Origin of the sequence: Aurantimonas sp. 22II-16-19i, from assembly GCF_002088275.1 — a bacterium.
GTDB lineage: Bacteria > Pseudomonadota > Alphaproteobacteria > Rhizobiales > Rhizobiaceae > Jiella.
Genome location: NZ_AQQS01000033.1, coordinates 26,301 through 50,295 on the forward strand (window position 1 = coordinate 26,301; position 23,995 = coordinate 50,295).

A 23,995-nucleotide genomic window follows, 5' to 3' on the forward strand; every position below is an offset into this window, starting at 1 on the left:
GAGGCATGTTGACGATGACGGTTCCCTGTCTGCCCACCGACATCGCGTCGAGCACGATGCCCTCGCCGGCTCGCCTCGTCATCTTCGATTGCGACGGCGTGCTGGTCGACAGCGAGCCCCTGACGATGACGGCGCTCGCCGCGCTTCTGCGGGAATCGGGCGTCGACATTTCCTCCCGAAGCCTGCTGGAGCGCTTTCGCGGTCGCCGGATCGCCGATTGCCTTTCGGAACTGGCAGAGCAGCACCGCCTTTGCCTGCCGGAGGATTTCGAGCCGAGACTGCGCGAAAGCGCTGCGCGGCTCTATCGCCAGGAACTTGCAGCCGTTCCCCATGTGCGGGACGTCGTCCAGCATCTCGTCGAGCCTCACTGCGTCGTCACCAGCGCGCCACGGGCGAAGGTCGCGCTGATGCTCGCCATCACCGGGCTTTCGCAGGCCTTCGGCCGGAACATCTTCTCGGCTTACGGTTACGGAATCTGGAAACCGGATCCAGGCCTGTTCCTGGCCGCAGCGGAGGCGTTCGCGGTCAAGCCCCAACATTGCCTCGTGATCGAGGACAGCGACGTCGGCGTCGCCGCGGCAACGGCCGCAGGCATGGCCGTTCTCCGGTTCGACCCGTCGGCCGATCGAACGCGAGCACCCGCCACACCGAGGGTCGGCGCCGTCATCATCCTTCCCGACATGCGCGAACTTCCCGACCGCCTGTCGCGCTGGCGGCGCCACCTCAACGCCGATGCGCCCGGCCGTATCGACCCCGCCCTGGTTTGAAAGGAGCGACCAGCATGTCCATCGCCATCACTGCATCTCCGTTCGAACGGCTTCAGGCTGCCTGCCCTGACGCCGAGATATGGTGGGATGCCCCGCCGCAGATCTTCGACGCCGTGGCCCGGGAGATCCTAGCCAAGGCGCCCGATTCCGGAAGCCGCATGCGCTGGCAGAAGCAGCTCGAGCGCCTCTTCGATCCCGCCAATCCCGAAAGCAGCCTGGTTCGGGGCGTCACGACCAATCCGTCGATCATCTCCGAATGGATCCGTACCAATCCCGGCTTCTGGCGCGGGATCATTCAGCAGACCCACGCCGGCCAGATCCTGCCGAGCGTCGAGACCACGACCCAGCTCGTCTATCAGAAGGCGATCGCCATGGTGGCGGAAACCATGATGCCCCTTTGGCAGGCCAGCGCCGGCCGTCATGGTTGGGTCTCGGGGCAAACCGATCCGCGATTGATGTTCGACGTCCCGGCCATGGAGAACCAGGCCCGGCGCATTGCCGAACTCGGTCCCAACGTCATGCTGAAGATCCCCGGCACCCGCGAGGGTTACGAGGTCATCAAGCGCCTGACGGCCGAAGGCATTTCGACCAATTCGACCCTGTCCTTCACCGTCCCGCAGTTCGTGGCATGCATGGACGCCGTCGAGGAAGGGCTCGCCCTTGCCCATATGCGCGGGGTCGATCTCACCCGGTGGCGCAGCGTCATCACCCATATGATCGGCCGCTTCGGCGCAATGAACGACCTGCACGAGGAGGCCGCCGATCGCGGCATCGTCCTCAGCCAGGGGGACATCCGCTTCGCCGAAGTCGAGATCGCGAAGAAGGCCTGCCGGCTTCTTCGCGAGCGCCGCCATCCCTCCAAGATGCTCCTGTCTTCGCTGCTCTGTGACACCGCGGCGACGGAATCGGACGTCGCCTCCGAGGCGTCGTCGATGTCGGTGCATCTGGAACACACCGCAGGCGCGCCGATCGCCTACACCTGCAAGCCGAGCTTCGTGAGCGACGTGATCCGGCGGCAGCAGGAGTTCCCCCGCCTCGATCCGGGCGCCTGGCAGCGCTCCATCCCCGCGGCCGCCGCCGAAAGGCTCTCCCACCTGCCGACCTTCCGCCATGCCCTGAGCGAGAAGGGCATCGCGCCCGAACGCTTCTCCTCCACGGGCGCCTTTCTCGGCACCTTCAAGGAGGTCAACGACAACATCCGCAAGCTGATCCGGTTCGTCGAACTGCAGCTCGAGGCGCGAGACGTGCCGGCACGCCTCCCCGAAACCTCCATCGAGAAGGTCGCCTGACATGTCGAACCGCATCGAGACACCGACGCCCGGCAAGGTCATCGCCCTTTGGACGCATCCACGCGCCATGTCCACGGCACTGGAGCGTTACTTCATCGAACGCGCGGACTTTCAGGTTTTCCACGAGGCGTTCTCCTACGTCTACATGCAACGCGGAGCCTTGCCCCACGCCCGCCTCGAGTCCGGACATCCGCGCGACTATCGCGGCGTTCGCGAACTGATCGAGAACGCCCGCCGATCCGGATCGGTCTTTCACAAGGACATGTGCTACCACGTGCCGGGCGACCTGCTCGAAGATGCCGCCTTCCTGCGCGATCGCGTGCATGTCTTTCTGGTGAGGAACCCCGAGGACGCGATCCTCTCGCTCGCGACCGTTCATCCTCATGTCGGGTTCGACACGCTCGGCTATGCCGAGATGCCTCTTCTCTACAGCCGCGTGCGCGAGGCTTGTGACCGCGCGCCGTTCGTCATCGACGCCGCCGACCTCACCGAAAACCCCGAGGCCACGATCCGGGCCCTCTGCGGCTACGCAGAGATCGATTTCGACCCTGCGGCCCTGTCCTGGCAACCGGGGATGCGAAGTGAATGGCAGAGCTGGGAAGCCTGGCACACGGCGGTTGCCGAGACTGAGGCGATCGGGCGCCCGGCACGCAACTACTCCGTCTCCTACGACACCCACCCCCATCTCCTGCGCATGCGCGGCTATTGCGAGCCGTTCTACCGCTTCATGGCGAAACAGCGGTTCACCGCCGAACAGGGGATGGGACAATGACCATTCGCAGCGTTTTCATTACCGGGATCGCCAGCGGCGTCGGCGCCAAGATCGCGGCACGCGGTCTCGCAGCGGGCATGAACGTCTATGGCTGCGACATCGACGCAGAGGCGGTCGAGACCGTCTCGCTCCGTCACGAAGGCCAATCCCTCACGGTCTTTCGGTGCGATATTGCCGACACGCCATCGCTGTTCGCCTGCTTCGACGAGGCTTTATCGCTGTCCGGCGGAATCGACGCGCTCGTCAACAACGCCGGGCTCTATCTCGGCCAGCCCATCGCCGCCTATGACGACGCGACGATCGAGCGGGTGATCGCCGTGAACCTGACGGCGCCGATGAAACTCTCCCGCCGCTTCGCCGAAGCCAAGCAGAGAGCCGGCGGAGCGGGCGCCATCGTCAACATTGCCTCGGTTGCCGGCGAGGTCGGCAGTTCCGACGCAGTCTACGGCTCGGTGAAGGCCGCCGTGATCGGTCTGACCAAGTCGAACGCCATGAACTTCGCCCCGGCGATCCGCGTCAATGCCGTCTCGCCGGGCCTGATCGTCGATACCGCAATCGCCCGGGCGATCCCGGACTACCGTTACGCCGAATACAAGCGCCAGGAGATGCTGGACGGCGATCTGACGACCGACAGCGTCGCCGATGTCGTGGCCTTTCTCCTCTCGCCCGCAAGCCGGTCGATGACCGGCGCGATCCTGCGCTCCGACAATGGGTGTTATCCGCGATGACCAAGCAAACGACAGCACAGACACGCTATGGCGGTGCCCTCGGCGCCCCCCGCCCTGCGTCCGAGGCACCGAAGATCATGCTCGTGGGTGTCGGCGATCTGACGACCCATGTCGTCAATCAACTTCTGGCCGGACCGATGACCAGCCGCCTGGTACTGGCCGGGCGCGATCCGGGCGCCCTGCTGCGCCAGGCCAATCTCGCCCGCTTCACCGCAGCCAATCTCGGCGCCCTTTCGACGATCGACGTCGAGCGCGTGGATCTGACCGAGATCGACCGTACGGCCGAGACGCTCGAACGGGTCAGGCCCGACATCATCTTCATGGGAGCGTCCCTCCAGTCCTGGCGGCGGATCACGGAACTTCCGAAGCCGGTCTTCACGGCTCTCGACGAGGCGCAGTTCGGACCCTGGCTGCCGATGCATCTCAGCCTGAACTACGATCTGGCGCGGGCGGTCAGGGCCTCCGGCATCACGGCGCGGGTCGTGAACGCGGCGTTTCCGGACGCGGTGAACCCGATACTCGCCAAAGCAGGCCTTGCGCCCATGGCAGGCATCGGCAACGTCGCCAACATCGTCCCTGCCCTCACCTTCGGCGTCGCCCATCTGACCGGCCGCCCGCCACAGACGGTGCGGATCCGGCTGGTCGCCCAGCACTATTTCAGCCACCTTGTGCCTCGCACCGGACACCCTGGGAACGGCGCCTATCATCTCGATGTCACCGATCCGCGCGACGACACGCCGATCGCGGTCGATCATGCCGCCTTGTTCGCGCTTCTCAGCGGACCCCTGAAGCGTCTCGGCGGCGTCGCCGGACAACTGCTGACGGCGGCGTCGGCCAGCCGCGTCATCGCCGGACTTTGCGAGGCGGAGCCGGTGGCGGCGCATGTTCCCGGGCCGAACGGCCTGCCGGGCGGCTATCCCGCCCTGGTCAGCCGCGCGGGCATCCGCCTCGACCTGCCCGCAGGGCTCTCAGAACAGGACGCGATCGCCATCAACGAACGCTGCCAGGCCGCCGACGGCATCGAGCGCATCGACGCGGATGGCACGGCCTGGTTCACCGAGCGGGAAATGGCTGTGATGCGCCGCATGCTGGGATACGAACTGCGCTCGATGGCCCTGGCCGACTGCGCCGATCAAGCCCGTGAACTTGCCGCCGCCTACGCCGCCTTCAAGGCCGAGCTGTTCAGCTCGAAGCTGGAGGAAGCCGCATGAGCGCTATCGACGCAACCTGTCCGCCGTCCGAGACGACTGTTCCGGGGGTCGAACGGCAATATGGCAAGAGCTTCGTGGAGCGTTGGGACGAACTGATCGACTGGCGGGTGCGCAGCCATGGCGAAGGCTCCTTCTTTCGTGATCGCCTGGCCGAGACGGGGGCCCGGCGTGTGCTCGACACGGCGACCGGCACCGGGTTCCATGCGATCAACTTCGCGCGGGCTGGCTACGATGTCACCGCCACCGACCTCGTTCCTGCGATGGTGGCAAAAGCGCGCGAGAATGCAGCCAGGCATGGTGTCGTCATCGCGGCGTTCGCCTGCGACTGGCGAGATCTCGCCGAACGCCTTGATCCGCCGTTCGATGCCCTCGTGTGCCTCGGCTCGTCGTTTCCGCATCTCCTTCAAGAAGCAGAGCGGGCCCGGGCCCTCGAGACGTTTCGCTCGCTGCTGCGTCCCGGAGGCCTCTTGATCCTCGATCACCGGAACTTCGACGCCATCCGGGCCGGACACTACGCCAACACCGCGCGCCTCTATTACGGCGGAGGCGGAGTGTCGGTGTCTGCCGCCATCGAGGCAGGCCTTTGCACCTTCACCTACGACTTTCACGATGGTGCCCGCTTCCAGCTTCGCGTCGCCGACATCCCGACCGAAGCAATGCGCCGGGAAATCGCCGCCGCCGGCTTTGGCCCGATCGAGACCTATGGCGATTTCAGAACCGTTTTCGACCCGATGGACGTCGGGTTTCTCATCCATGTCGCGCGAGCTCAGTGAGGAGCCCATCATGACCGATCTGACGTTACCGGGACCGCCCCGCACGGCCCGCCTGATCCCCATCGTCGTGACCTTGTGCCTGACGTCCTTCGTGGCCGCGACCTACGGTTTCGGCATGTATCTGTTTGCCGCGCTCTTGCCGGACATCCGCCAGACGCTCGGTTTCGACTACGGCGTGGCCGGCATCATCACTGGCAGCGCCCAGGCGGGCTTCATGCTGTTCGCGCTTCTCGGCGCATTTCTCGCCCATCGCATCGGCGGCGCCGCCGTGGCGCTTCTGTCCGCCGCATTGTGCGCTGCCTGTCTCTTGGCCGTCCCCGTCTTTGCCAATGTGGTGATCGTCGCCGCGCTTCTGACGGTTCTCGGGGGCACTGCGGCCTCGGCCTACGTGCCGATCGTCGAGCTGGTGGCGCAAAGCGTGCCCTACAGCCACCGCGGCAAGGCGCTGGGGCTGATCTCCAGCGGCACCAGCTACGGTGTCTTCATCAACGGCCTTCTGGTTCCCGTTTTCCTGTCGACCGGTAACTGGCAGGGGGTCTACGTCACCGTGGGCCTGATCACCTGCGGTTTCGTCGCGATCGCGCTCGTGGCCTTCCAACGCGCCGGTCTCCTCGCCGCGAAGACACCGGCAGTCGAACCGAGCCAGGGACCGAAGGAGAGCCAAGGCTTCCTGAAGAGCTTCGCCTCGGCCGAACCATGGGTCCTGATGATCTGGGCGATCACCTTCCTCAATGGCTTCACCACACTTCCCTTCCAGAGTTTCCTCAGCCCGTATCTGCGCGACGAATTGGGAATCGGCGTGGAACTCAGCAGTCAGGTCTGGACCCTGATCGGCTTCATCGGGATGTTTTCGGGTTTCTTCCTGGGAGCGCTCGCCGACAGGATCGGGATCCGGTGGACCCTGGCCATGACCTACGCGTTGGTGATTCTGGCGTGCGGGCTGTTGCTGCTGGTGCCCAGCCAATGGACCATCCTGACCGCCGGGGTCGCCTTCGCGCTCGCCTTCTATCCGATCTTCGGCCTCGTTCCAGGCTATATCGCCAAGACGCCGAGCCGGCTCTCGGGAACCCAGATCTTCTCCGTGGCCAATGTCACGCTCGGAATCGGCGGGATACTCGGCAATCTTGCGGGCGGCACGAGCCAGACCATCACGCAGACCTTCGTGCCGGTCTATGTCGCGATCGCCGCGATGTCCCTGATCTCGATCGTCCTGGCGATCGGCCTTCCCCAGGAGCGCGAAGAGGTCCGGGCGGCGTGAACCGAAAGGCGGCTTCGCACGCCGGCGAAGCCGCATCGCCATTGCCCGCTTGAAGGTTTGCCATCCGAAACGCCATCGCAGAACCCGTCGGCCAAGCCACGCAATCCATCGTTCACGATCGGACGAGACAATTGCGGGCGGGAATGCGGTTCCCATTCCGACGGGATGGTGCTAGTGATCTGCAACCTTCAGTTACACCCTGAAGGATCCAGTCACCAGGATCGGCGAGCTTGGGCGATGCGGCTGCCTCCCATGAACGCGCTGAAGGCCTTTGAAGCGGTCTCGCGTCGGTTGAGTATCACCAAGGCCTCGCAGGAGCTGAATGTCAGTCCCGGGGCCATAAGCCAGCAGATCAAGCTCCTGGAGGATCACTTTCAGAAGCCGCTCTTCATCCGCGGACCGCGCGCGCTTTCGCTGACCCCGGAGGGCGCCGAATTCGCGTCGGTGGTGCAAAGCGCGCTGACACGGATCGCCCAGGCGAGCGAAAGCCTCCAGTCGAGCAAGACCTCCCGCTATCTGACGATCTCGGTGACGCCGTCTTTCGGGGTTCGCTGGCTGATCCCCAAGCTGGGCGACTTTCACGCCCGCTATCCGAAGATATCCGTCGCCGTCGACGCACAGTCCAGGCTGGTCGATTTCGCGGCCGACCAGATCGATGCCGCGATCCGCTATGGCGGGGGCCAGTATGACGGTCTTCAGGTGGACGAGCTGCATCAAGCCGAACTCGTCGTCGTCGCCAGTCCCGACTACATCCTTCGCAACGGCCGTTTCTTGGGGCCCGAAAGCCTCGATGATCATCGGCTGATCCACTACGCGCCCTCCAGCGAACGCCTGAGCCGGCTGCACCCGGGATGGTCGGACGTTCTCCGCATCGAGCAGAGCGCGCTGGAAGGGCGCAGCGTGTTCTATCCGGAAATGCACATGGTCGTCGCCGCTGCGATTTATGGCCATGGGCTCGCATTGACGGAGCGCATTCTGGTCGAACAGGATCTGGAAACCGGCGCTCTGGCCCTGGCCAGCGATCTGCGGTTCAAGAGCTGGGGCAACTATTACTTCGTCACGCCGCGACGCGCCTACAAGGAGCGCGAACTTGCGATTTTCAAGCGATGGCTGCGCCAGACCATGCCGCCCGAAGTCCTGGTGGTCGCCGTCGCACCACGAGAGGCTGTTTCGCCGAATTTGAGCTCCTGAGCGCCAGACGCCGCTGCAGATCCGCTGCGACCGGCCTGGGGCGCGGCATGCTGCCGGCGAGAAGGAGGTCGCCGAGCGGCGCCTTTCGAGCGCCGCCGCGCCAATGCCCCGGTCGCACTTCGCCGAAGCACGCGCCCGCTTCGCAGGACGATGCAAGCAACGACAGTGCAAGGGAGATGGTTTCGACGCCTCCCGAATTAGAAAAGCTCCATGAGGTTTCAGCATTTCGGCATGGGCTCGCTCGCCGCATCGACGTAAGTTCGAGGAACCTTCCCAACCGACCGGAGCGGCCATGCTTGATCACCCTTCCTCGCCGGTACCGCGCACAGCCGCCATCATGGCGGGAAGCCGAGGAATCGGCGGCGCCATCGCCGAAGCGATTGCCGAAAGCGGCACGATCGTCCACACCTTCTCGCGCTCCGGCCTGGCTCCGGTCATGCAACCCGGAGCGGTTCATTTCGCCGGCGACCTCTCCTCGGCGGCGGATATCGAGGCCTTTGCCGCGCGGGTCTCGGCGGTTTCGCCGCAGCTCGACATTCTCGTCAACAATAGCGGGCACGCTCCTTCCGGCGCCTTCGACGAGTTGGACGATGCCGACTGGCAGGCGGGCTTCGAACTCCTCTTCATGTCGGTCGTGCGTTCCTCGCACTGCTTCCTGCCGATGCTTCGCCGCGGCGCGCCCGGCTCGGTGATCGTCAACGTCTCGACCTTCGCCGCCTTGCAGCCGGATCTCGACTTTCCCATCTCGTCGGTCCTGCGACTTGCCCTCACCAATTACGCCAAGGCCTTTGCCACGGTGCATGCGGGCGAAGGCATGCGCATGGTCAACGTTCTCCCCGGTTTCGTCGACAGTTATCCGATGAAGCCAGGGCGCCTGGCACGCATCCCTTCGGGCCGCTACGCGCAGGTGAAGGAATTCGGCCGAGCGGTCGCAGCGCTCACCATGCCGCAGATGAATTACCTCAACGGCACGGACATCCTGATCGACGGTGGGCTGGTGGCCGCCGGCGGCCGCCCCCTGGTGCGGGCGTCACTGGCCGCGACGGCCTGACGAGCATCGAGGCGTTCGCTCCGAGCACGGAACGGCCGCAATCGCCCGCTTCCCCCGGCGCACATGACGACGCAAGTGCAACGCCTCCAACACACGGACGGCGAGCCGGATCGCCGTGTCCGTCCGCGCCGCAGGAACCGGCAGAGGCATGACGCCGCTGCCGCCACGCCCCCGGCTCTGCATCGGAAGTCCTTTTTTCAACCTATCGGATGATTTCCATGGCCCTACAGGACAGCTTTCCGGCGCCGAAGCCGGCTATTCGCAATCTTCCCTATGTCGTTCTGGGCCTGTCGGTTCTGGCGCTCTCCTGCGGCTCGATCATGATCAAGGCAGCCGACGCGCCAGCCAGCGTGATCGCGCTCTGGCGCGTGGCGGTGGCAGCGCTGGTCGTCGTGCCGTTCGTTCTCGCGACCCGGCAACGCGAACTGGCCACCTTGTCCCGCAGTGCCGTCCTGCGCTGCGTCGTTGCGGGCGTCTTTCTGGCGGTGCACTTTCTCCTGTGGACGGCGAGCCTGAAGCTCACGACCGTCGCCAACAGCGTCATGCTCGCCAATACGAGTCCGATCTGGATCATGATCATCGGCTTGACTGCTGGCGGGCAGAAGCTCACGCGCGTCTCGGGCTTCAGCCTGCTCGCCTGCATGGGCGGAGCCGTGCTGGTGTCCTGGCAGGGTCTCGCGCTTGGAGGCGAGACACTCATGGGCGACGGGCTTGCGCTTCTGGCGGGCATTGCGCTGTCGGGATATCTTCTTCTGGCCGCACGCGCGGTTTCGGAGATGTCGACACCCGTCTACATGACCCTGACCTATCCGAGCGCAGCCGTCATACTGGCCGCGATCGCACTTCTCAACGGCGATCCTCTCTCGGGTTTCGATCCCCAGACCGTGTTGCTTCTGTGCCTTCTCGGCCTGGTGTCGCAGCTGATCGGCCACGGCGGCCCGAGTTGGGCCCTGAAATCGCTCACCCCCGGCTTCGTCAGCCAAGTGCTCCTCGCCGATCTCATCCTCAGCCCGATCATGGCGATGGTTCTGTTCAGCGAGTACCTCACGGTTACCACGGTCCTCGGCTGTGCGACGATCCTCATCGGCCTCCTGGTCGGAGCATCGGAAGCGGCACTCAAGACCGAAACGCGCTGAGGGCCCTCCACTCCGCCACCGCGACGAGCCGCCCCAGTTCACGACCGACGGCGACATCCTCCCTGCTGCCGTCGGTCGCAGCGTGCCGTCGCCCCCTGCTCCCCTTCGATCGCCTCATGCCTCCACCAGAGGCCGGACGCTTCCGTCGCCCTTCTCCTCCAGCGGGTGACAGGCAGCCCGGCACCTGCCGTCCGCCAGCTGATGTCATCCCCGATGGCTGCAATGGTCGACTCTTCTTTAAAGTATAATCTAATCCTAATATTTAGAAGTTCTAACGGATCAATCAGAATATCGGGTTTTTCGAATTGGTTTCCTTCGACTATCTACAATACCGTTGTTATCAATATCTGGTATTGATCCCATGAAAAACCTCGCCATCATCTCATCAGAGCTGGAAACCGCTCCAGCGATCTCCATGCCGCCGGTCGTGAGTGTTCGTGATCTGGACCGCGACGACCGCCGCCGCCTGCTCAAACGCACGCCGCTGCGAACCGGGACGAAATTCGGCTTTGCCCTGTCGGCGATTGCGGCCGCACTCGTCGCCGTCTTTCATCGCGAGACGTTGTTCGGCACGGGCATGGGCGGGATCTTGCCGCTGGCGGGCCTTATGGTCATCCTCGGTCTCCTCTACGCGCATTTCACGGAACTGCAGCACGAACTCCTGCATGGTCACGGTTTTCGCTCCGATGCGATCAACCGCGCGCTGGGCTTTGTCTGCGGACTGTTCACGCTGAGCTCCTACTCGCACTATCGCTATCACCATCTCGCCCATCACCGGTTTCTCGGGACCGATCGCAACAGCGAGTTCTTCACCTATCCCAAGCGCGGACTCGATGGGGTCGGCAAGCTTGTGCTGGCGGCGCTCGACCCTTCGCGCTTTGGGACGGTCGCCCGTCGTATCGGCCGCGCCCTGGTCGGCAAGCCCATCGAGGACGTTGCCGATCCGCTGGTTGCAAGGCAGGTGGCACAGGAATACGCCGCCTACGGGCTGATCCTCGCTGCCAGTGCGGTCTACGGCGTCGCGACCGGCGATCCCTTCGTGCTCATCGCCTGGATCATCCCCTTGGTTCTCGTCGCCGAGCCGACGCATTTTCTCATCGAACTGCCCGAACATTTCGGGCTCGACGCCCACGGGATGCGGGACGTTCGCCTGAACACCCGCTCGATCGAAGCCTCGCCGCTTCTTCGCTGGCTTACCAATGGCAACAATCTGCACACGGCTCACCACCTCATGGCAGGTGTGCCGATGGAACGCTGCCCCGAGCTGCACCGGCTGACGCGCGAAAGCTACGGCGCGGTGGAGCCGTCCTATCTTGCCTTCTACCGCAAGGTCGTGGCCGGCGAGATCAAACCCTTCGACAACGCCCGCGGCACGTTGAACTGACGTCCACGACCTCCTCCCGGCCCATGCCCGTCTCCCGCCGACCCCGGGTCCGGGTCCGGGCGAGGCTCCGACGCGGAACGTCTCCTTCCCCTTGTTCCTATCCTTCGTGGAGAACGACAATGCTCAAGCGCGAGACCCTCATCGTATCCGAGGCCGACATCGCCGCCATCATCGCATCGCTCGGCATCGACCAGCTGATGGACGACACGATCGCCGCCCTCCAATCGGCCTTTTTCGAGTTCGGAAACGGCGCGATCGAAATCCGCCAGCGCACCGGCTTCGTCTATGACGACCCCGAACCCGGCCTCGTCGAATTCATGCCCTCCATGCGCACGCGCCAGAGCGTCGCCATGAAGGTCGTCGGCTACCACCCGGGCAACCCGGTCAATCGGCAGCTGCCAACCATACTCGCGACGAACAGCCTCTATGACACCACCAACGGCCATTTGCGGGCGCTGGTGGACGGCACCTTCGCCACGGCGCTGCGCACGGGTGCGGCGTCGGCGGTGGCAAGCCGGATCCTCGCCACGCCGGAAAGCCGGGTGCTCGGGATCATCGGCAGTGGTGCCCAGGCCGTCACCCAGGCCCATGCCCTCTCAAGGTGTTTCGCCTTCACGCACGTCCTCGTTCACGACATCAACCGCGACCACGCCGAGAGCTTTGCCGCGCGAACTCCGTTTCTTCGCGTGCCCGATGGCATCGTGCCGAAAGCCGAGGTCTTCGCCAGGTCGGACATTCTCGTTCTGGCCACATCCAATTCCGTCGGGGCGCCGCCGGTGCTTGTCCAGGGCGTGCATCAGCCGCATCTGCATATCAATGCGGTCGGCTCCGACATCCCGGGCAAGACCGAGCTGTCGCCAACCATCCTCAGGACCGCCTTCGTCGCTCCGGACTATCGCGTGCAGGCCCTGGTCGAGGGGGAATGCCAGCAACTGTCCCCCGATATGATCGGGCCCGAGCTGCACGAACTCGTCAAGGTGCCGGAACGCTTCCGCGACGAACAGCGACGCTTCACCGTCTTCGACTCGACCGGCAATCCGCTCGAGGACCTCGTCGTGACGGAGACTCTGGTCAAACATGCCGAACGCCTCGGGATCGGCCGCCGCATCGTGATCGAGGCAGGCGCCTACGATCCGCTCGATCCCTACCGGTTCGACGACGTCGCGGCCAAGGCCCGCGCCGGCTGAGGCACGGCCGGAAGGCACCGCGCCTCGAGGAGGCATCCGACGGACGATCGAAGGTCCTGGCGATCGGAAAGAGACACCGCCGCCAGGACGGTCTGAACCGAACCAGGAGCGAACCGCCGATGGCATCTCCATCCTCGACCGGGTCCCAGGACCTGCCCTCCTTCTTCGAAGGCGACGGACAGGACGCGACCGTGCCAACACGCCTGCGCCGCCATCTTCCCAACATCCGCTTCGAGCAGGACGCGCTCGGCTACTGGACCTGGATCAACCCTGATCTCGTTCGGCTCCGGTCGCGGCCCCGAAGCCGCGAAGCGTTCTCGAGCCTGACCGATAGTGGACGGGACGCGATGCGTGCCGCGAAGGCCGCGCGGATGCGAGCCCGGATGGCATCGAGAAGCGAAACGGCCAACGCTTGAGCTTGCACGGTGAGGCGTCCTGGCTCGATGCCTCGCCTCGTATCCTCGCCCATGCCGGGCGTAGCCGCTACCACCGCTGCGACGCCATCGGCACCGTCATGGCCGACGTCCCGCCCGCCGAAGGCAAGACCCGCTTCGCCGTTTCCGGCGACGGTCGACCCGACCTCATCCCGCTCCAACCCGTGGCGCTTCTTCCAGTGACCTTGGGAATTCCAGAGACCGTGGGAAGCGGAACGGCTTCTCAAGGGGCCGCTTCCCGGAAATCGGCCGCCATGGCTCGATCCACAACCGTTCTGACGCGGGCTTCCCGCGTCGTAACGGTCGGAGCTGTTGTCGGGGAAACTGGAAGCGCTTCGGGAAGCTCTCGGAAAAGCCAGCATCTTCAGCTGGCTGGCTGGTCGGAGTGGCAGGATTTGAACCTGCGACCCCCTCGTCCCGAACGAGGTGCGCTACCAGGCTGCGCTACACTCCGTGACCTGCGGCGCGGTATATAACGGGCGTGTCGCAAGACCGCAAGCACGCATCGGCGATTCTCGAAGATTCCTTCCGGGCCGCGTCAAACCGCGGTTTTCGTGCCCTCGGCGGCCTCGGCGGCCTTGCGGCAGGAGGCGCAGAGGCCGGAAATCTCGATCGTCGTCGCCTTGGTGAGGAAGCTCTCCGCCTCCGCCCAGGCGGCGAAGCGGTCCTCGATCTTCGAATCGGAGAACTCCCAGACCCGGGCGCAGTTCTCGCAGATGGCAAAGGCCACCACGGCCGCCCCGTCATGCTCGTGCGGATGCGAACAGGCGACGAAGGCCTTGAGGCTGTCGAGCCGATGGACGAGGCCGGTCTCGACCAGCTTGTCGAGGGCGCGGTAGACCTGCAGGGGCGCGCGGACCCCCTCGCCCCGCAACCGGTCGAGGATCGCGTAGGCGCTCAGCGGCTCGTCGCACGCGGTCAGGGTTTCCAGCACCAGCGCCTGGTTGCGCGTCAGGGCCCGTGTCGTGCTCATGGCGTGTCTTCCCGGATGCGAGACGATGAGAGGCGGCCGACGAGATCGGGCAACGGCAGCAGAGCCGCCAGGAACAGCGCCAGCGCCGCGACGACGATGGACGGCCCCGAGGGCGTATTGGTGGCGAGGGACAGATAGAGGCCGCCGGTGGAGGCCGCCGCCCCGATCAGCCCGGCGAGCAGGGCCATCACCTCCGGCGAGGTGGCGAAGCGCCGGGCCGTCGCCGCCGGGATGATCAGGAGCGCGGTGATCAGCAGGATGCCGACGATCTTCATGGCGATGGCGATGACGAAGGCCATGACCAGCATGAAGGCGATGCGGGCGCGCTCGGGCCGCTGGCCCTCGGCCGCCGCGATCTCGGCGTTGACCGTGCCGGCGAGCAGCGGGCGCCACAGGAGGGTGAGCGACACGCCCACCAGCACCGCGCCACCCCAGATCACCGCAAGGTCGGACTTGGTGACGGCGAGGATGTCGCCGAAGAGATAGCCGAGGAGATCGACCCTGACCCAGGGCATGAAGGCCAGCGAAACAAGACCGATGGCGAGCGTCGAATGGGAGAGGATGCCCAGCAGCGAATCGGTCGACAGCCCGCCGCGCCGCTGCAAGAGGACGAGCACCATCGAGATCAGCGCCGAGATGAGGAAGACCGAAAAGAGCAGCGACCACTCCAGCGCCAGCGACAGCGCGATGCCGAGCAGCGCCGAATGGGCCATGGTGTCGCCGAAATAGGCCATCCGCCGCCACACCACGAAGCAGCCGAGCGGACCTGCGACGAGGGCGATGCCGAGACCGGCGAGCAATGCCCGCACGAAGAAGTCGTCAAGCATGGTCATGCTCCGTCGCGCGCCGCGGAGCCGGAGCGCCCTCCTCCGAATGCGGAGCGGCCGGCCCGTTCAGGGCGGTGTTTCCGTCACCGTGACCGTGACCGTGCCCGTGCCCGTGCCCGCGATCGTGGCCATGCCCGCGGCCGTCCCCGCCGCCGCAGGCGACGCCGTCATGGTCGTGGTCGCCATAGGCGATCTGGCCGTCCGGCAGATGGGTGTGGTCGTGGTCGTGGCGGTAGAGCGCGAGGGCTTCCGCCGCGCGGGCACCGAACAGCTGGCGATAGGCCGGCGAAGCGGCGACCGAACTCGGGCTGCCGGCGCAGCAGACATGGCCATTGAGGCAGACCACCCGGTCGGTCTTCGCCATCACCACGTGGAGGTCGTGGGAAATCAGCAGGACCGCGCAGCCCTCGCTCTCGCGCAGGTCCGAGATCAGCTCGTAGAGCGCGATCTCGCCGGAAAAGTCGACGCCCTGCACCGGCTCGTCGAGGACGAGGAGGTTGGGCCGGCGCAGCATCGCCCGGGCGAGCAGCGCCCGCTGGAACTCGCCGCCGGACAGGTCGTGGACCTGCGCCTTGCGCAGATGCCGGATTCCCACCCGCTCCAGCGCCTCGTCGACGGCGGGCGCCCCGGCCCGCGTCGTCAGCGTCATCATGCGGGAAACCGTCATCGGCAGCGAGCGGTCGACGGCGAGCTTCTGCGGCACGTAGCCGACGACGAGATCCCGGCTCCGCTCGACCGAACCTTGATCGGCCGAAACGATGCCGATCGCCGTCTTCGCCGTCGTCGTCTTGCCGGAGCCGTTCGGGCCGATCAGCGTGATGATCTCGCCGGGGCGGATCGTCAGGTCGACGCCCTCGATCAGCCAGCGCCGCGACCGGAAGACGCCGACGCCGCGCATCGTCACCAGTGCGCCGCCCGTCGAACTCGTCATTGCATTCGCCATGTTCAATATTTTCCCGTCGAAGGCTTGCTATCGCACACGCAATAGCATACCGCAAATCATGTTATGATATAACATTGGAGTTGGTGGAATGCCAGAAGCTGCGAAACTGCGCGCCCTGCCCCGCAAGCCGCGCCCGGCGACGGCGGCCAAGGTCGGAGCCGGCATCGCCCGCCGCGCGCCGACGGGATCAAGGTCGCATGAACCGGCGGAAACGACGCGGGAAGCCGCACCATCGGGCAGCGGGTTCGTCGCCGCCCTTGCCGTCGTCGGCGGGCTGATCGCGGCGATCGCCGCGACATCCTCGGCGGCGAGCGCGGCTGACGCGCCGAAGGTCGTGACCTCGATCAGGCCGGTCGAATCCCTCGTCTCCGCCGTCATGCAGGGGGTCGGCGAGCCCTACCTGATCGTCAAGGGCGCCGCGTCCCCCCATACCGCGGCGCTGAAGCCGTCTGACGCGACGGCCCTGTCGCAGGCCCAGGCGATCTTCTGGATCGGGCCGCAGCTCGAGAACTTCCTGGTCAAGCCGATCGATTCGCTCGGAGCCGACGCCAAGGTCGTCGCGCTCTGGGACGCGGCTGGCGTCGAGAAGCTCGAGACACGCGAAGGGGCAATGTTCGAGCCGGAAGACGAGCACGAAGGGCACGCGGAACACGGCGCTCATGCGGAGAATGAAGGCCCCGAGGCTCACGAGGATCATGCAGCCGACGCGCATGACGATCATGAAGGCGACGGCCACGCCCCTGCACACGGCGCGTTCAACGAGCATGTCTGGCTCGATCCGGAGAATGCGATCGCGATGACCAGGGCGATCGCCGCGACCCTCGAGAGCGTCGATCCGGCCAACGCCGAGACGTATCGCGAGAACGCCGCCGCCTATTCGGCCCGGCTGGAGAAGCTGGAGGAGGACGTCAGGGCGCAGCTGAGCACCGGCGAACGCAAGCCGTTCGTGGTCTTCCACGACGCCTACCAGTATTTCGAAGACCGCTTCGACGTTGCCGCGGCGGGCTCGATCACCGTCAGCCCCGATCGCGCCCCCGGCGCGGCAAGGCTCCGCGAGATCAAGGACAAGCTGGAGAGCCTCGGCGCGTCCTGCGTCTTCACCGAACCGGAGTTCGAGCCGAGCGTCGTCGCGACGGTGACCGAGGGCACCTCCGCGAAGACCGGCGTCCTCGACCCGCTCGGTGCCGACCTGCCCGAGGGGCCGGACCTTTATCCGACGCTCATCAAGAACATCGCCAAGGGCTTGAAGGATTGTTTCACGAGCTGATGATGCGCGAGATTGATCTCGCATCGCCAGCCGGACCGACAATTCTGGCCCCGGCTTTGGAGAGATTGTTGCGCTGCAGAAAGATTTCTGCGGCGCAATGTTTTCGGGCGTAGACGGCAAGAGCAGCTGGCTTTAGCCCAAAGTATTATAGCTTGAAATGCCCGGCTCGTAGACGATAGGCATGAAATCGCGGCTGGCTGCCGTCGGGAGGAGATCGATCGGCAGCCAGACCTATCCGGTTTTCAACTCGGGAGGAGAAGGAATGCCCATCGACACGACGGCCTGGAGCCGCCGCCGAATCCTGAAGACCAGTGCGGCACTCGGAGCCGGGCTGGCCATGCCGCACTTCTTCGTGCGCAACGCCTGGTCGCAGGATCAGGTGTTCTGCAACAATCCGACCGGCGGCAATGTCGTCCTCGGCTTCAACGTTCCCCAGTCCGGCCCCTATGCCGACGAAGGCGCCGACGAGCTGCGCGCGTTCCAGCTGGCCGTTCAGCACCTCAACGGCGAAGGCGACGGCGGCCTCGTCAACACGCTGAAGCCGTCCAGCCTCAAGGGCAACGGCATCCTCGGCAAGAAGGTGACCTACGTCACCGGCGACACCCAGACCAAGTCGGACGCCGCCAGGGCGTCGGCCAAGCGGATGATCGAATCCGACAAGGTGCTGATGATCTCCGGCGGCTCGTCCTCCGGCGTCGCGGTGGCGGTGCAGTCGCTGTGCCAGGACATGGGCGTGATGTTCATGGCCGGCCTCACCCACTCCAACGACACCACCGGCAAGGACAAGCGGCGCTACGGCTTCCGCCACTTCTTCAACGCCTACATGTCCGGCCAGGCGCTGGGTCCGGTGCTGGCCGAGGAATACGGCACCGACCGCAAGGCCTATCACCTGACGGCCGACTACACCTGGGGCTGGACCCAGGAAGAATCCATCAAGAACGCCACCGAGGGTCTCGGCTGGGAGACGGTGCAGACCGTCCGCACCCCGCTCGGCGCCGGCGACTTCTCGCAGTATCTGACGCCGGTACTGAATTCCGGCGCCGATGTGCTGATCCTGAACCACTACGGCGGCGACATGGTCAATTCGCTGCGCCAGGCGGTCACCCAGTTCGACATGAAGTCGAAGGAGGTCGGCGGCAAGCAGTTCGAGATCGTCGTGCCGCTGTTCTCCGAATTGATGGCGCAGGGCGCCGGCGACGCGGTGAAGGGCATTCTCGGCACCGCCAACTGGGACTGGAAGCTCGACAACGAGGCGACCAAGGTGCTCGCCAAGTCGTTCGGCGAGGCCTATGGCTCGCCGCCCTCGCAGGCCGCCCACACCTGCTATGTCCAGACGCTGCTCTATGCCAATGCCGTCGAGCAGGCCGGCACCTTCTATCCGCCGGAAGTCATCAAGGCGCTGGAAGGCTTCGAGTTCGACGGCATGGGGAATGGCCCGACGCTCTACCGGGCGGAGGACCACCAGTGCTTCAAGGACGTGCTCGTGGTGCGCGGCAAGCAGAACCCGACCAACCAGTTCGACCTCATGGAGATCGTCAAGATCGTGCCGCGTGACCAGGTCACCTACGATCCGACGATCTTCGGTGGCGATCTCGGCCCTGCAGAGGTCAAGGGATGCGCCGCCTGACAGGCAGCTGAGACAAGCTGCGGGCGGGTGGCGGAGACGCCGCCCGCCTGCTCGATCGCGTGACGGCCCGGGCTTCGGCCGGGATCGGCGCATCGGCGGGTTCGCGCCACCGGCGCTTCGGCAGGTTCGATGGCCGCTCCCTCCCCGCCGATCGGCGCGGCCAGGGCAGTGCCCGACCGCTGGCGGAGAAGCCGACTGCCGGCAGAGAAGCGGCAGTCGCGCCCCGCCCGCCCGAACATCGCGCCCGAACATCGCAAAGTCACTGAGACGCTGGCTGGAAGGCTCCATGGACGCCATCATACTTCAGATCCTGAACGGGCTCGACAAGGGCGGCGCATACGCGCTCATCGCCCTTGGCCTGACCCTGATCTTCGGCACCCTCGGTGTCGTCAATTTCGCCCATGGCGCCCTGTTCATGCTCGGCGCGTTCTGCTCGGTCACCTTCGCGAAGCTCCTGACGATCTCGGAGCGGGTGCGTGACGAGAGCGTCACCTTCTTCGCCGCCTACAAGGAAATTCCCTATCTGGAAGTCTGGTACGGCGACACCGGCCGGGCGATCGTCGACTGGGCGGTGCCGCTGTCGATCCTGCTCGCCGTGCCGGTGATGCTGCTCGTCGGCTTCGCCATGGAGCGCGGGCTGATCCGCTTCTTCTACAAGCGCAGCCACGCCGAACAGATCCTCGTCACCTTCGGCCTGGCGATCGTCCTCCAGGAGATCGTCAAGTACTTCTTCGGCGCCAATCCGATCCCGCTCACCGCGCCTCCGGCGCTGGCCGGCAGCGCCGACATCGGCGCGTTCTTCGGCCTGCCCAATATCAGCTATCCGATGTGGCGCATCGTCTATTTCCTGTTCTCCCTCGCCGTCATCGCCGCCGTCTTCGCCTTCCTGCAGCTGACGACGTTCGGCATGGTGGTGCGCGCCGGCATGGCCGACCGCGAGACGGTCGGGCTCCTCGGCATCAACATCGGCCGCAAGTTCACCATCGTCTTCGGCATCGCCTCCGTCGTGGCGGGTCTGGCCGGCGTCATGTACACCCCGATCCTGGCACCGAACTACCATCTCGGCATGGACTTCCTGGTGCTGTCCTTCGTCGTCGTCGTGGTCGGCGGCATGGGCTCGCTGGTCGGTGCGGTGGTCGCGGGCTTCCTCCTCGGAATCCTGCAGTCCTTCGCCTCGATGACCGAGGTCAAGGACATCGTCCCCGGGATCGACCAGATCATCATCTATCTCGTCGCCGTGGTGGTCCTTCTGGTGCGCCCCCGTGGACTGATGGGTCGCCGCGGCGTGATGGAGTCCTGACCGATGAGCGAGAGCATCCTCACTTCCGACAAGGGCATGGGCCGCAGCCCGGCCGAGAGCCACAGCCCGAAGGGCGACGGCATGCGCGGCTTCATGAGTTCGAGCCGCAGCGACTACCTGCTGATCGCCGTCTTCGCGCTGGCGGTCCTGACGATGCCGATCTGGCTGGCCCCGATCGGCGCCGGCTACCCGGACATCCTGCAGAAATTCGCGATCTTCGGCATCTTCGCACTCGGCTTCAACATCCTCTTCGGCTTCTCCGGCTACCTGTCCTTCGGCCATGCCGCCTTCCTCGGCACCGGCTCCTATGCCGCCGTCTGGATGTTCAAGCTCCTGTCCATGAACGCGGTGATCGCGATCGTCTTCGCCATCATCGTCGCAGGCGTCTTCGCGCTCGCCATCGGCTATGTCAGCCTCCGGCGCTCGGGCATCTACTTCTCGATCCTGACCCTCGCCTTCGCGCAGATGTCCTACAACCTCGCCTATTCGGTGCTGACGCCGATCACCAACGGCGAGACCGGGCTGCAGGTGTCCCGCTCCGACCCGCGCTACATCGACCAGCTCTTCGGCGTCGACGGCACCGGCCTCAGGACGCCCGACTTCTTCGGCATCGAGCTGCAGGGCTGGCCGGGCTTCTATTTCTGCGCCATCCTGCTGATCCTCGCCTTCTTCCTGACCCTGCGGATCCGTAACTCGACCTTCGGCCTGACGCTCTTTGCCATCAAGTCGAACCAGAACCGGATGAACTACACCGGCTTTGCCACCCGCCCCTATCTCCTCGCCGCCTTCGTGATCTCGGGGATGTATGCCGGCCTCGCCGGCGGCCTCCTCGCCGTCACCGATCCTCTGGCCGGCGCCGACCGCATGCAGTGGACGGCATCGGGCGAGGTCGTCCTGATGACCATCCTCGGCGGCGTCGGCACGCTGCTCGGCCCGGTCATCGGCGCGGCGGTGATGAAGTATCTCGAGCAGATCTTCTCCTCCTTCAACGAAGGGGTGCTGCACCGGGCCTTCGACTTCCTGCCCGCCGGCCTGCAGGACTTCATGGTGACGATCATCGCGCCCTTCGTCGGCGACGGCTGGCACCTGACCCTCGGCCTTCTGTTCATGCTCGTGGTCATCTTCCTGCCGGGCGGGATCATGGAAGGCTTCCGCCGTGTCAGCGGCCGCTTCCGGCGCGATCGTGGCGCCGGCACCGCCCCCCATGCCGGCCACTGAGGACAAGGACTCCATGACCAGCGAAATTCTCTCGATCAGGGGCGTGTCGAAACGCTTCGGCGGCCTGCGCGCGCTCGACGACGTCAATCTCAACGTCCGCCAGGGCAGCGTCCACGCGATCATCGGGCCGAACGGCGCCGGCAAGTCGACGCTGCTCAACTGCCTCGTCGGCCGCATCATTCCGGACGAGGGATCGGTGACCTTCGACGGCGGCTCGCTGCTCGGCCACAAGCCGCACCAGATCAATCAGGCCGGCATCGCCCGGGTGTTCCAGACGCCGGAGGTCTTCGGCGAGCTGACGGTGGCCGAGAACGTCATGATCCCGGCCTTCGCCAAGCACGACGGCGCCTTCCGGATCAATGCCTGGGCACGGGCCCGCGAACGCGGGGCGGTGCGCGAGGAGGCCGAGCACATCCTCGACGACCTCAATCTCTGGGACCAGCGCGACCAGATCGTCAATTCCATGTCGCGCGGCGACAAGCGGCGGCTCGAACTCGCCATGTGCCTCGTCCAACATCCCAAGCTCCTGCTGCTCGACGAGCCGACGGCGGGCATGTCGCGCGCCGACACCAACAACACCGTCGACCTGTTGAAGAAGATCGCCGAGCGCGGCATCACCAAGGTGATCATCGAGCACGACATGCACGTGGTCTTCTCGCTCGCCGAGACGGTCTCCGTGATGGCCCAGGGCACGGTGATCGCCGAAGGCTCGCCGGAGGAGATCAAGGCCAGCGAAAAGGTCCAGGAAGCCTATCTCGGGGGAGCCCACCTATGAGCCAGACACTTCCCCGCCCCTCCGTTCCGGCCGCCGGCACGCCGCATGTCGCGGCCGAGGCGCGGCCGTTCTTCTCGGCGAAGGACATGCACGCCTATTACGGCGAGAGCTACATCGTCCAGGGCGTCTCCTTCGACGTCCGCCACGGCGAGATCCTGGCCCTTCTCGGACGCAACGGCGCCGGCAAGACCTCGACGCTGCGCACCATCGCCAGGGCCGGCTCGCCGGAGCTGAAGCGCGGCGAGATCTGGCTGGACGGCGAGGCGCTGCACGAGATGCAGTCGTATCAGGCGGCCCGGGCCGGCGTGCAGCTGGTTCCAGAAGACCGGCGGATCATCGCCGGGCTGACCGTCGAGGAAAACCTCAAGCTCGCCCAGATTGAGAAGCCCATCGGCTGGGATCTCGACCGCATCTACGGCCACTTCCCGCGCCTCGCCGAACGCCGGAAGCAGGAAGGCACCACCATGTCCGGCGGCGAGCAGCAGATGCTGGCCGTGGCGAGGGCCCTCGCCCGCGAGGTCAAGCTGCTGCTTCTCGACGAGCCCTACGAGGGTCTGGCTCCAGTCATCGTCAAGGAGATCGAGAAGATCCTCGAGGAGATCAAGGAGATCGGCATCACCACGATCCTGGTCGAGCAGAACGCGATCGCCGCCCTGCATCTCGCCGACCGGGCGCTGATTCTCGACATGGGCGAAGTGGTCTTCGACGGATCGGCCAAGGAGATCATCGACAACAAGGAACTGCGAATGCAGTATCTCGCCGTCTGAGAATATATCGCATCCCTGTTCTTCGAGCCTTTCGTCGACGATGATCGATATATTGCCCGTTTCTGCTGCATTCGGCCTTGCGTGACACCGCTTGTCGTGTTGCATGATGAAAAGATCATCCGCAAGCGAAATACCGAATCGAACATGCGCGCAGTCGACGACCCGGTTCGCCGAACCCGTGGCAGGCCGGTGGAGGACAACGTCCTCGAAGCGGCCTGGCTCTACTATGTCGAGGAGTGGAACCAGAGCGAGATCGCCGAGCGGCTGGCAGTCTCCAGGGCCACCGTGGTCAACTACCTGCAGCAGGCCCGCGAACAGGGCCACGTCGAACTGCGGGTGGACCCGGTGGTGTTCAACCGCCAGCGGCTTTCGAGCGCGCTGCGAGAGCGTTTCGGCCTCGCCTCGGCGCTGGTCGTTCCGGGCTCGACCTTCTCGATGACGTCCGTCGCGCGGGCCGCCGCCCGCTACTTCCCGGACCTTCTCGAGCCCGGCGACGTCCTCGGCATCTCGTGGGGCGAGACGATCTACCAGATGGCCGAGCAGATGCTGCCGCGCGCCATTCCCGACCTCACGGTGGTGCAGATGGTCGGCTCGATGCCGAGCCCCTACATCTTCACTTCCGAGAGCTGCTCGACCAACGTCGCCCTGAAACTCGCCGGCCGGGTGGTCAACCTCTATGCCCCGGCGGCCTTGTCGTCGCCCGAGGCCGCGGCCATCCTGCGGGGCGAGCCGCTCATCCGCCGGCACTTCGCGCTGCTGGACACGATGCGCAAGGCGATCTTCGCGGTGGGCTCGATGGGCGCCGACAGCCATGTCGTCAGATCCGGCATCGCCACCCCCGAAGAGGTGGCGCGCTATGGCGAGATGGGCGCGGTGGGGGTTCTCTGCGGCCGCTTCATCGATCGGCAAGGCCGGCATGTCGAGGGTCCGATCGATGCGCGGATGATCGGCATCACCCCGGACAGGCTGGCCGGCCTTGCCGCCGGCATCCTCGTCGCATCGGGCCTCGACCGGATCCAGGCGATGCGCGGCGCGATGCTCGCCGGCTATGCCGACCATCTCGTCACCGACGAGCCGACGGCGCAGGCCCTCATCGACCTCGGCGATTGACGACTGC

23 protein-coding genes and 1 tRNA gene are annotated in these 23,995 nt (G+C 65.6%); 20 read left to right on the plus strand and 4 right to left on the minus strand.

Going from position 1 to position 23,995, the window contains the following annotated elements; all coding sequences use genetic code 11:
- Positions 1–5: 5 nt before the first annotated feature.
- The 13 genes from ATO4_RS21095 (at position 6) to ATO4_RS27385 (ending at position 13,163) form a co-directional block, all read left to right on the plus strand.
- Positions 6–767, plus strand: a complete 762-nt coding sequence (locus tag ATO4_RS21095) for an HAD-IA family hydrolase (protein ID WP_139802599.1) — start codon at positions 6–8, stop codon at positions 765–767.
- A gap of 14 nt (positions 768–781) precedes the next feature.
- Complete coding sequence (locus tag ATO4_RS21100) at positions 782–2,056, plus strand: transaldolase family protein (RefSeq protein WP_083593752.1); 1,275 nt, start codon at positions 782–784, stop codon at positions 2,054–2,056.
- 1 nt (position 2,057) lies between these two features.
- Entirely contained in the window at positions 2,058–2,828 is a 771-nt protein-coding gene (locus ATO4_RS21105; RefSeq protein WP_083593753.1) for a hypothetical protein, read from the plus strand.
- Complete coding sequence (locus tag ATO4_RS21110; RefSeq protein WP_083593754.1) at positions 2,825–3,556, plus strand: SDR family oxidoreductase; 732 nt, start codon at positions 2,825–2,827, stop codon at positions 3,554–3,556. The genes ATO4_RS21105 and ATO4_RS21110 overlap by 4 nt, the downstream gene beginning before the upstream one ends.
- Positions 3,553–4,767: a hypothetical protein gene (locus ATO4_RS21115; RefSeq protein WP_139802600.1), complete on the plus strand. Its 1,215-nt coding sequence runs from the start codon at positions 3,553–3,555 to the stop codon at positions 4,765–4,767. The genes ATO4_RS21110 and ATO4_RS21115 overlap by 4 nt, the downstream gene beginning before the upstream one ends.
- A complete protein-coding gene (locus ATO4_RS28525) occupies positions 4,764–5,540 on the plus strand; it encodes a class I SAM-dependent methyltransferase (protein ID WP_083593756.1) in 777 nt (258 codons plus the stop codon). The genes ATO4_RS21115 and ATO4_RS28525 overlap by 4 nt, the downstream gene beginning before the upstream one ends.
- Positions 5,541–5,550: 10 nt before the next feature.
- Positions 5,551–6,798 carry an MFS transporter gene (locus ATO4_RS21125; protein WP_280940516.1) on the plus strand — a complete coding sequence of 416 codons (1,248 nt, stop codon included), beginning with the start codon at positions 5,551–5,553 and terminating at the stop codon, positions 6,796–6,798.
- A 252-nt stretch (positions 6,799–7,050) separates the two neighbouring features.
- A complete protein-coding gene (locus ATO4_RS21130) occupies positions 7,051–7,989 on the plus strand; it encodes a LysR substrate-binding domain-containing protein (RefSeq protein ID WP_176223098.1) in 939 nt (312 codons plus the stop codon).
- 292 nt (positions 7,990–8,281) lie between these two features.
- Positions 8,282–9,040, plus strand: a complete 759-nt coding sequence (locus ATO4_RS21135) for an SDR family oxidoreductase (protein WP_083593759.1) — start codon at positions 8,282–8,284, stop codon at positions 9,038–9,040.
- A 218-nt stretch (positions 9,041–9,258) separates the two neighbouring features.
- A complete protein-coding gene (locus ATO4_RS21140) occupies positions 9,259–10,176 on the plus strand; it encodes a DMT family transporter (RefSeq protein WP_176223099.1) in 918 nt (305 codons plus the stop codon).
- 361 nt (positions 10,177–10,537) lie between these two features.
- A complete protein-coding gene (locus ATO4_RS21145) occupies positions 10,538–11,560 on the plus strand; it encodes a fatty acid desaturase (RefSeq protein ID WP_083593761.1) in 1,023 nt (340 codons plus the stop codon).
- 119 nt (positions 11,561–11,679) lie between these two features.
- Complete coding sequence (locus ATO4_RS21150) at positions 11,680–12,747, plus strand: ornithine cyclodeaminase family protein (RefSeq protein ID WP_139802601.1); 1,068 nt, start codon at positions 11,680–11,682, stop codon at positions 12,745–12,747.
- A 191-nt stretch (positions 12,748–12,938) separates the two neighbouring features.
- On the plus strand, positions 12,939–13,163 hold the full coding sequence (locus ATO4_RS27385; protein ID WP_139802602.1) for a hypothetical protein: 225 nt from the start codon (positions 12,939–12,941) through the stop codon (positions 13,161–13,163).
- A gap of 395 nt (positions 13,164–13,558) precedes the next feature.
- Here ATO4_RS27385 and ATO4_RS21155 read toward each other — a convergent pair.
- The 4 genes from ATO4_RS21155 to ATO4_RS21170 form a co-directional block, all read right to left on the minus strand.
- Positions 13,559–13,635: transfer RNA gene (locus ATO4_RS21155), tRNA-Pro, on the minus strand.
- Positions 13,636–13,719: 84 nt separating this feature from the next.
- Positions 13,720–14,154 carry a Fur family transcriptional regulator gene (locus ATO4_RS21160; protein ID WP_083593762.1) on the minus strand — a complete coding sequence of 145 codons (435 nt, stop codon included), beginning with the start codon at positions 14,152–14,154 and terminating at the stop codon, positions 13,720–13,722.
- Positions 14,151–14,981 carry a metal ABC transporter permease gene (locus ATO4_RS21165; RefSeq protein WP_083593778.1) on the minus strand — a complete coding sequence of 277 codons (831 nt, stop codon included), beginning with the start codon at positions 14,979–14,981 and terminating at the stop codon, positions 14,151–14,153. Before ATO4_RS21165 ends, ATO4_RS21160 begins: the two co-directional genes overlap by 4 nt.
- Complete coding sequence (locus ATO4_RS21170) at positions 14,974–15,912, minus strand: metal ABC transporter ATP-binding protein (protein ID WP_245308871.1); 939 nt, start codon at positions 15,910–15,912, stop codon at positions 14,974–14,976. The genes ATO4_RS21165 and ATO4_RS21170 overlap by 8 nt, the downstream gene beginning before the upstream one ends.
- Positions 15,913–16,012: 100 nt before the next feature.
- Here ATO4_RS21170 and ATO4_RS21175 point away from each other — a divergent pair, with 100 nt between their 5' ends.
- The 7 genes from ATO4_RS21175 (at position 16,013) to ATO4_RS21205 (ending at position 23,988) form a co-directional block, all read left to right on the plus strand.
- A complete protein-coding gene (locus ATO4_RS21175) occupies positions 16,013–17,191 on the plus strand; it encodes a zinc ABC transporter substrate-binding protein (protein WP_083593764.1) in 1,179 nt (392 codons plus the stop codon).
- Between the two features lie 262 nt (positions 17,192–17,453).
- Complete coding sequence (locus ATO4_RS21180; protein WP_083593779.1) at positions 17,454–18,818, plus strand: substrate-binding protein; 1,365 nt, start codon at positions 17,454–17,456, stop codon at positions 18,816–18,818.
- A gap of 286 nt (positions 18,819–19,104) precedes the next feature.
- Complete coding sequence (locus tag ATO4_RS21185) at positions 19,105–20,118, plus strand: branched-chain amino acid ABC transporter permease (RefSeq protein ID WP_083593765.1); 1,014 nt, start codon at positions 19,105–19,107, stop codon at positions 20,116–20,118.
- 81 nt (positions 20,119–20,199) lie between these two features.
- Positions 20,200–21,336 (plus strand): branched-chain amino acid ABC transporter permease, encoded by a 1,137-nt coding sequence (locus tag ATO4_RS21190; protein WP_210191116.1) that lies wholly within the window; start codon positions 20,200–20,202, stop codon positions 21,334–21,336.
- Positions 21,337–21,349: 13 nt separating this feature from the next.
- Complete coding sequence (locus ATO4_RS21195) at positions 21,350–22,111, plus strand: ABC transporter ATP-binding protein (RefSeq protein ID WP_083593781.1); 762 nt, start codon at positions 21,350–21,352, stop codon at positions 22,109–22,111.
- On the plus strand, positions 22,108–22,878 hold the full coding sequence (locus ATO4_RS21200; protein ID WP_083593766.1) for an ABC transporter ATP-binding protein: 771 nt from the start codon (positions 22,108–22,110) through the stop codon (positions 22,876–22,878). Before ATO4_RS21195 ends, ATO4_RS21200 begins: the two co-directional genes overlap by 4 nt.
- 144 nt (positions 22,879–23,022) lie before the next feature.
- Positions 23,023–23,988, plus strand: coding sequence for a sugar-binding transcriptional regulator (locus ATO4_RS21205; protein WP_083593782.1), 966 nt, complete (start codon positions 23,023–23,025; stop codon positions 23,986–23,988).
- The last annotated feature ends 7 nt before the right edge of the window (positions 23,989–23,995 follow it).

Excerpts from the sequence above, each read along its gene's own strand:
- ATO4_RS21095 (WP_139802599.1), top strand. The coding sequence starts at position 6 with ATGTTGACGATGACGGTTCCCTGTCTGCCCACCGACATCGCGTCGAGC.
- ATO4_RS21100 (WP_083593752.1), top strand. The coding sequence starts at position 782 with ATGTCCATCGCCATCACTGCATCTCCGTTCGAACGGCTTCAGGCTGCC.
- ATO4_RS21105 (WP_083593753.1), top strand. The coding sequence starts at position 2,058 with ATGTCGAACCGCATCGAGACACCGACGCCCGGCAAGGTCATCGCCCTT.
- ATO4_RS21110 (WP_083593754.1), top strand. The coding sequence starts at position 2,825 with ATGACCATTCGCAGCGTTTTCATTACCGGGATCGCCAGCGGCGTCGGC.
- ATO4_RS21115 (WP_139802600.1), top strand. The coding sequence starts at position 3,553 with ATGACCAAGCAAACGACAGCACAGACACGCTATGGCGGTGCCCTCGGC.
- ATO4_RS28525 (WP_083593756.1), top strand. The coding sequence starts at position 4,764 with ATGAGCGCTATCGACGCAACCTGTCCGCCGTCCGAGACGACTGTTCCG.
- ATO4_RS21125 (WP_280940516.1), top strand. The coding sequence starts at position 5,551 with ATGACCGATCTGACGTTACCGGGACCGCCCCGCACGGCCCGCCTGATC.
- ATO4_RS21130 (WP_176223098.1), top strand. The coding sequence starts at position 7,051 with ATGAACGCGCTGAAGGCCTTTGAAGCGGTCTCGCGTCGGTTGAGTATC.
- ATO4_RS21135 (WP_083593759.1), top strand. The coding sequence starts at position 8,282 with ATGCTTGATCACCCTTCCTCGCCGGTACCGCGCACAGCCGCCATCATG.
- ATO4_RS21140 (WP_176223099.1), top strand. The coding sequence starts at position 9,259 with ATGGCCCTACAGGACAGCTTTCCGGCGCCGAAGCCGGCTATTCGCAAT.
- ATO4_RS21145 (WP_083593761.1), top strand. The coding sequence starts at position 10,538 with ATGAAAAACCTCGCCATCATCTCATCAGAGCTGGAAACCGCTCCAGCG.
- ATO4_RS21150 (WP_139802601.1), top strand. The coding sequence starts at position 11,680 with ATGCTCAAGCGCGAGACCCTCATCGTATCCGAGGCCGACATCGCCGCC.
- ATO4_RS21160 (WP_083593762.1), bottom strand. The coding sequence starts at position 14,154 with ATGAGCACGACACGGGCCCTGACGCGCAACCAGGCGCTGGTGCTGGAA.
- ATO4_RS21165 (WP_083593778.1), bottom strand. The coding sequence starts at position 14,981 with ATGCTTGACGACTTCTTCGTGCGGGCATTGCTCGCCGGTCTCGGCATC.
- ATO4_RS21170 (WP_245308871.1), bottom strand. The coding sequence starts at position 15,912 with ATGACGAGTTCGACGGGCGGCGCACTGGTGACGATGCGCGGCGTCGGC.
- ATO4_RS21175 (WP_083593764.1), top strand. The coding sequence starts at position 16,013 with ATGCCAGAAGCTGCGAAACTGCGCGCCCTGCCCCGCAAGCCGCGCCCG.
- ATO4_RS21180 (WP_083593779.1), top strand. The coding sequence starts at position 17,454 with ATGCCCATCGACACGACGGCCTGGAGCCGCCGCCGAATCCTGAAGACC.
- ATO4_RS21185 (WP_083593765.1), top strand. The coding sequence starts at position 19,105 with ATGGACGCCATCATACTTCAGATCCTGAACGGGCTCGACAAGGGCGGC.
- ATO4_RS21190 (WP_210191116.1), top strand. The coding sequence starts at position 20,200 with ATGCGCGGCTTCATGAGTTCGAGCCGCAGCGACTACCTGCTGATCGCC.
- ATO4_RS21195 (WP_083593781.1), top strand. The coding sequence starts at position 21,350 with ATGACCAGCGAAATTCTCTCGATCAGGGGCGTGTCGAAACGCTTCGGC.
- ATO4_RS21200 (WP_083593766.1), top strand. The coding sequence starts at position 22,108 with ATGAGCCAGACACTTCCCCGCCCCTCCGTTCCGGCCGCCGGCACGCCG.
- ATO4_RS21205 (WP_083593782.1), top strand. The coding sequence starts at position 23,023 with ATGCGCGCAGTCGACGACCCGGTTCGCCGAACCCGTGGCAGGCCGGTG.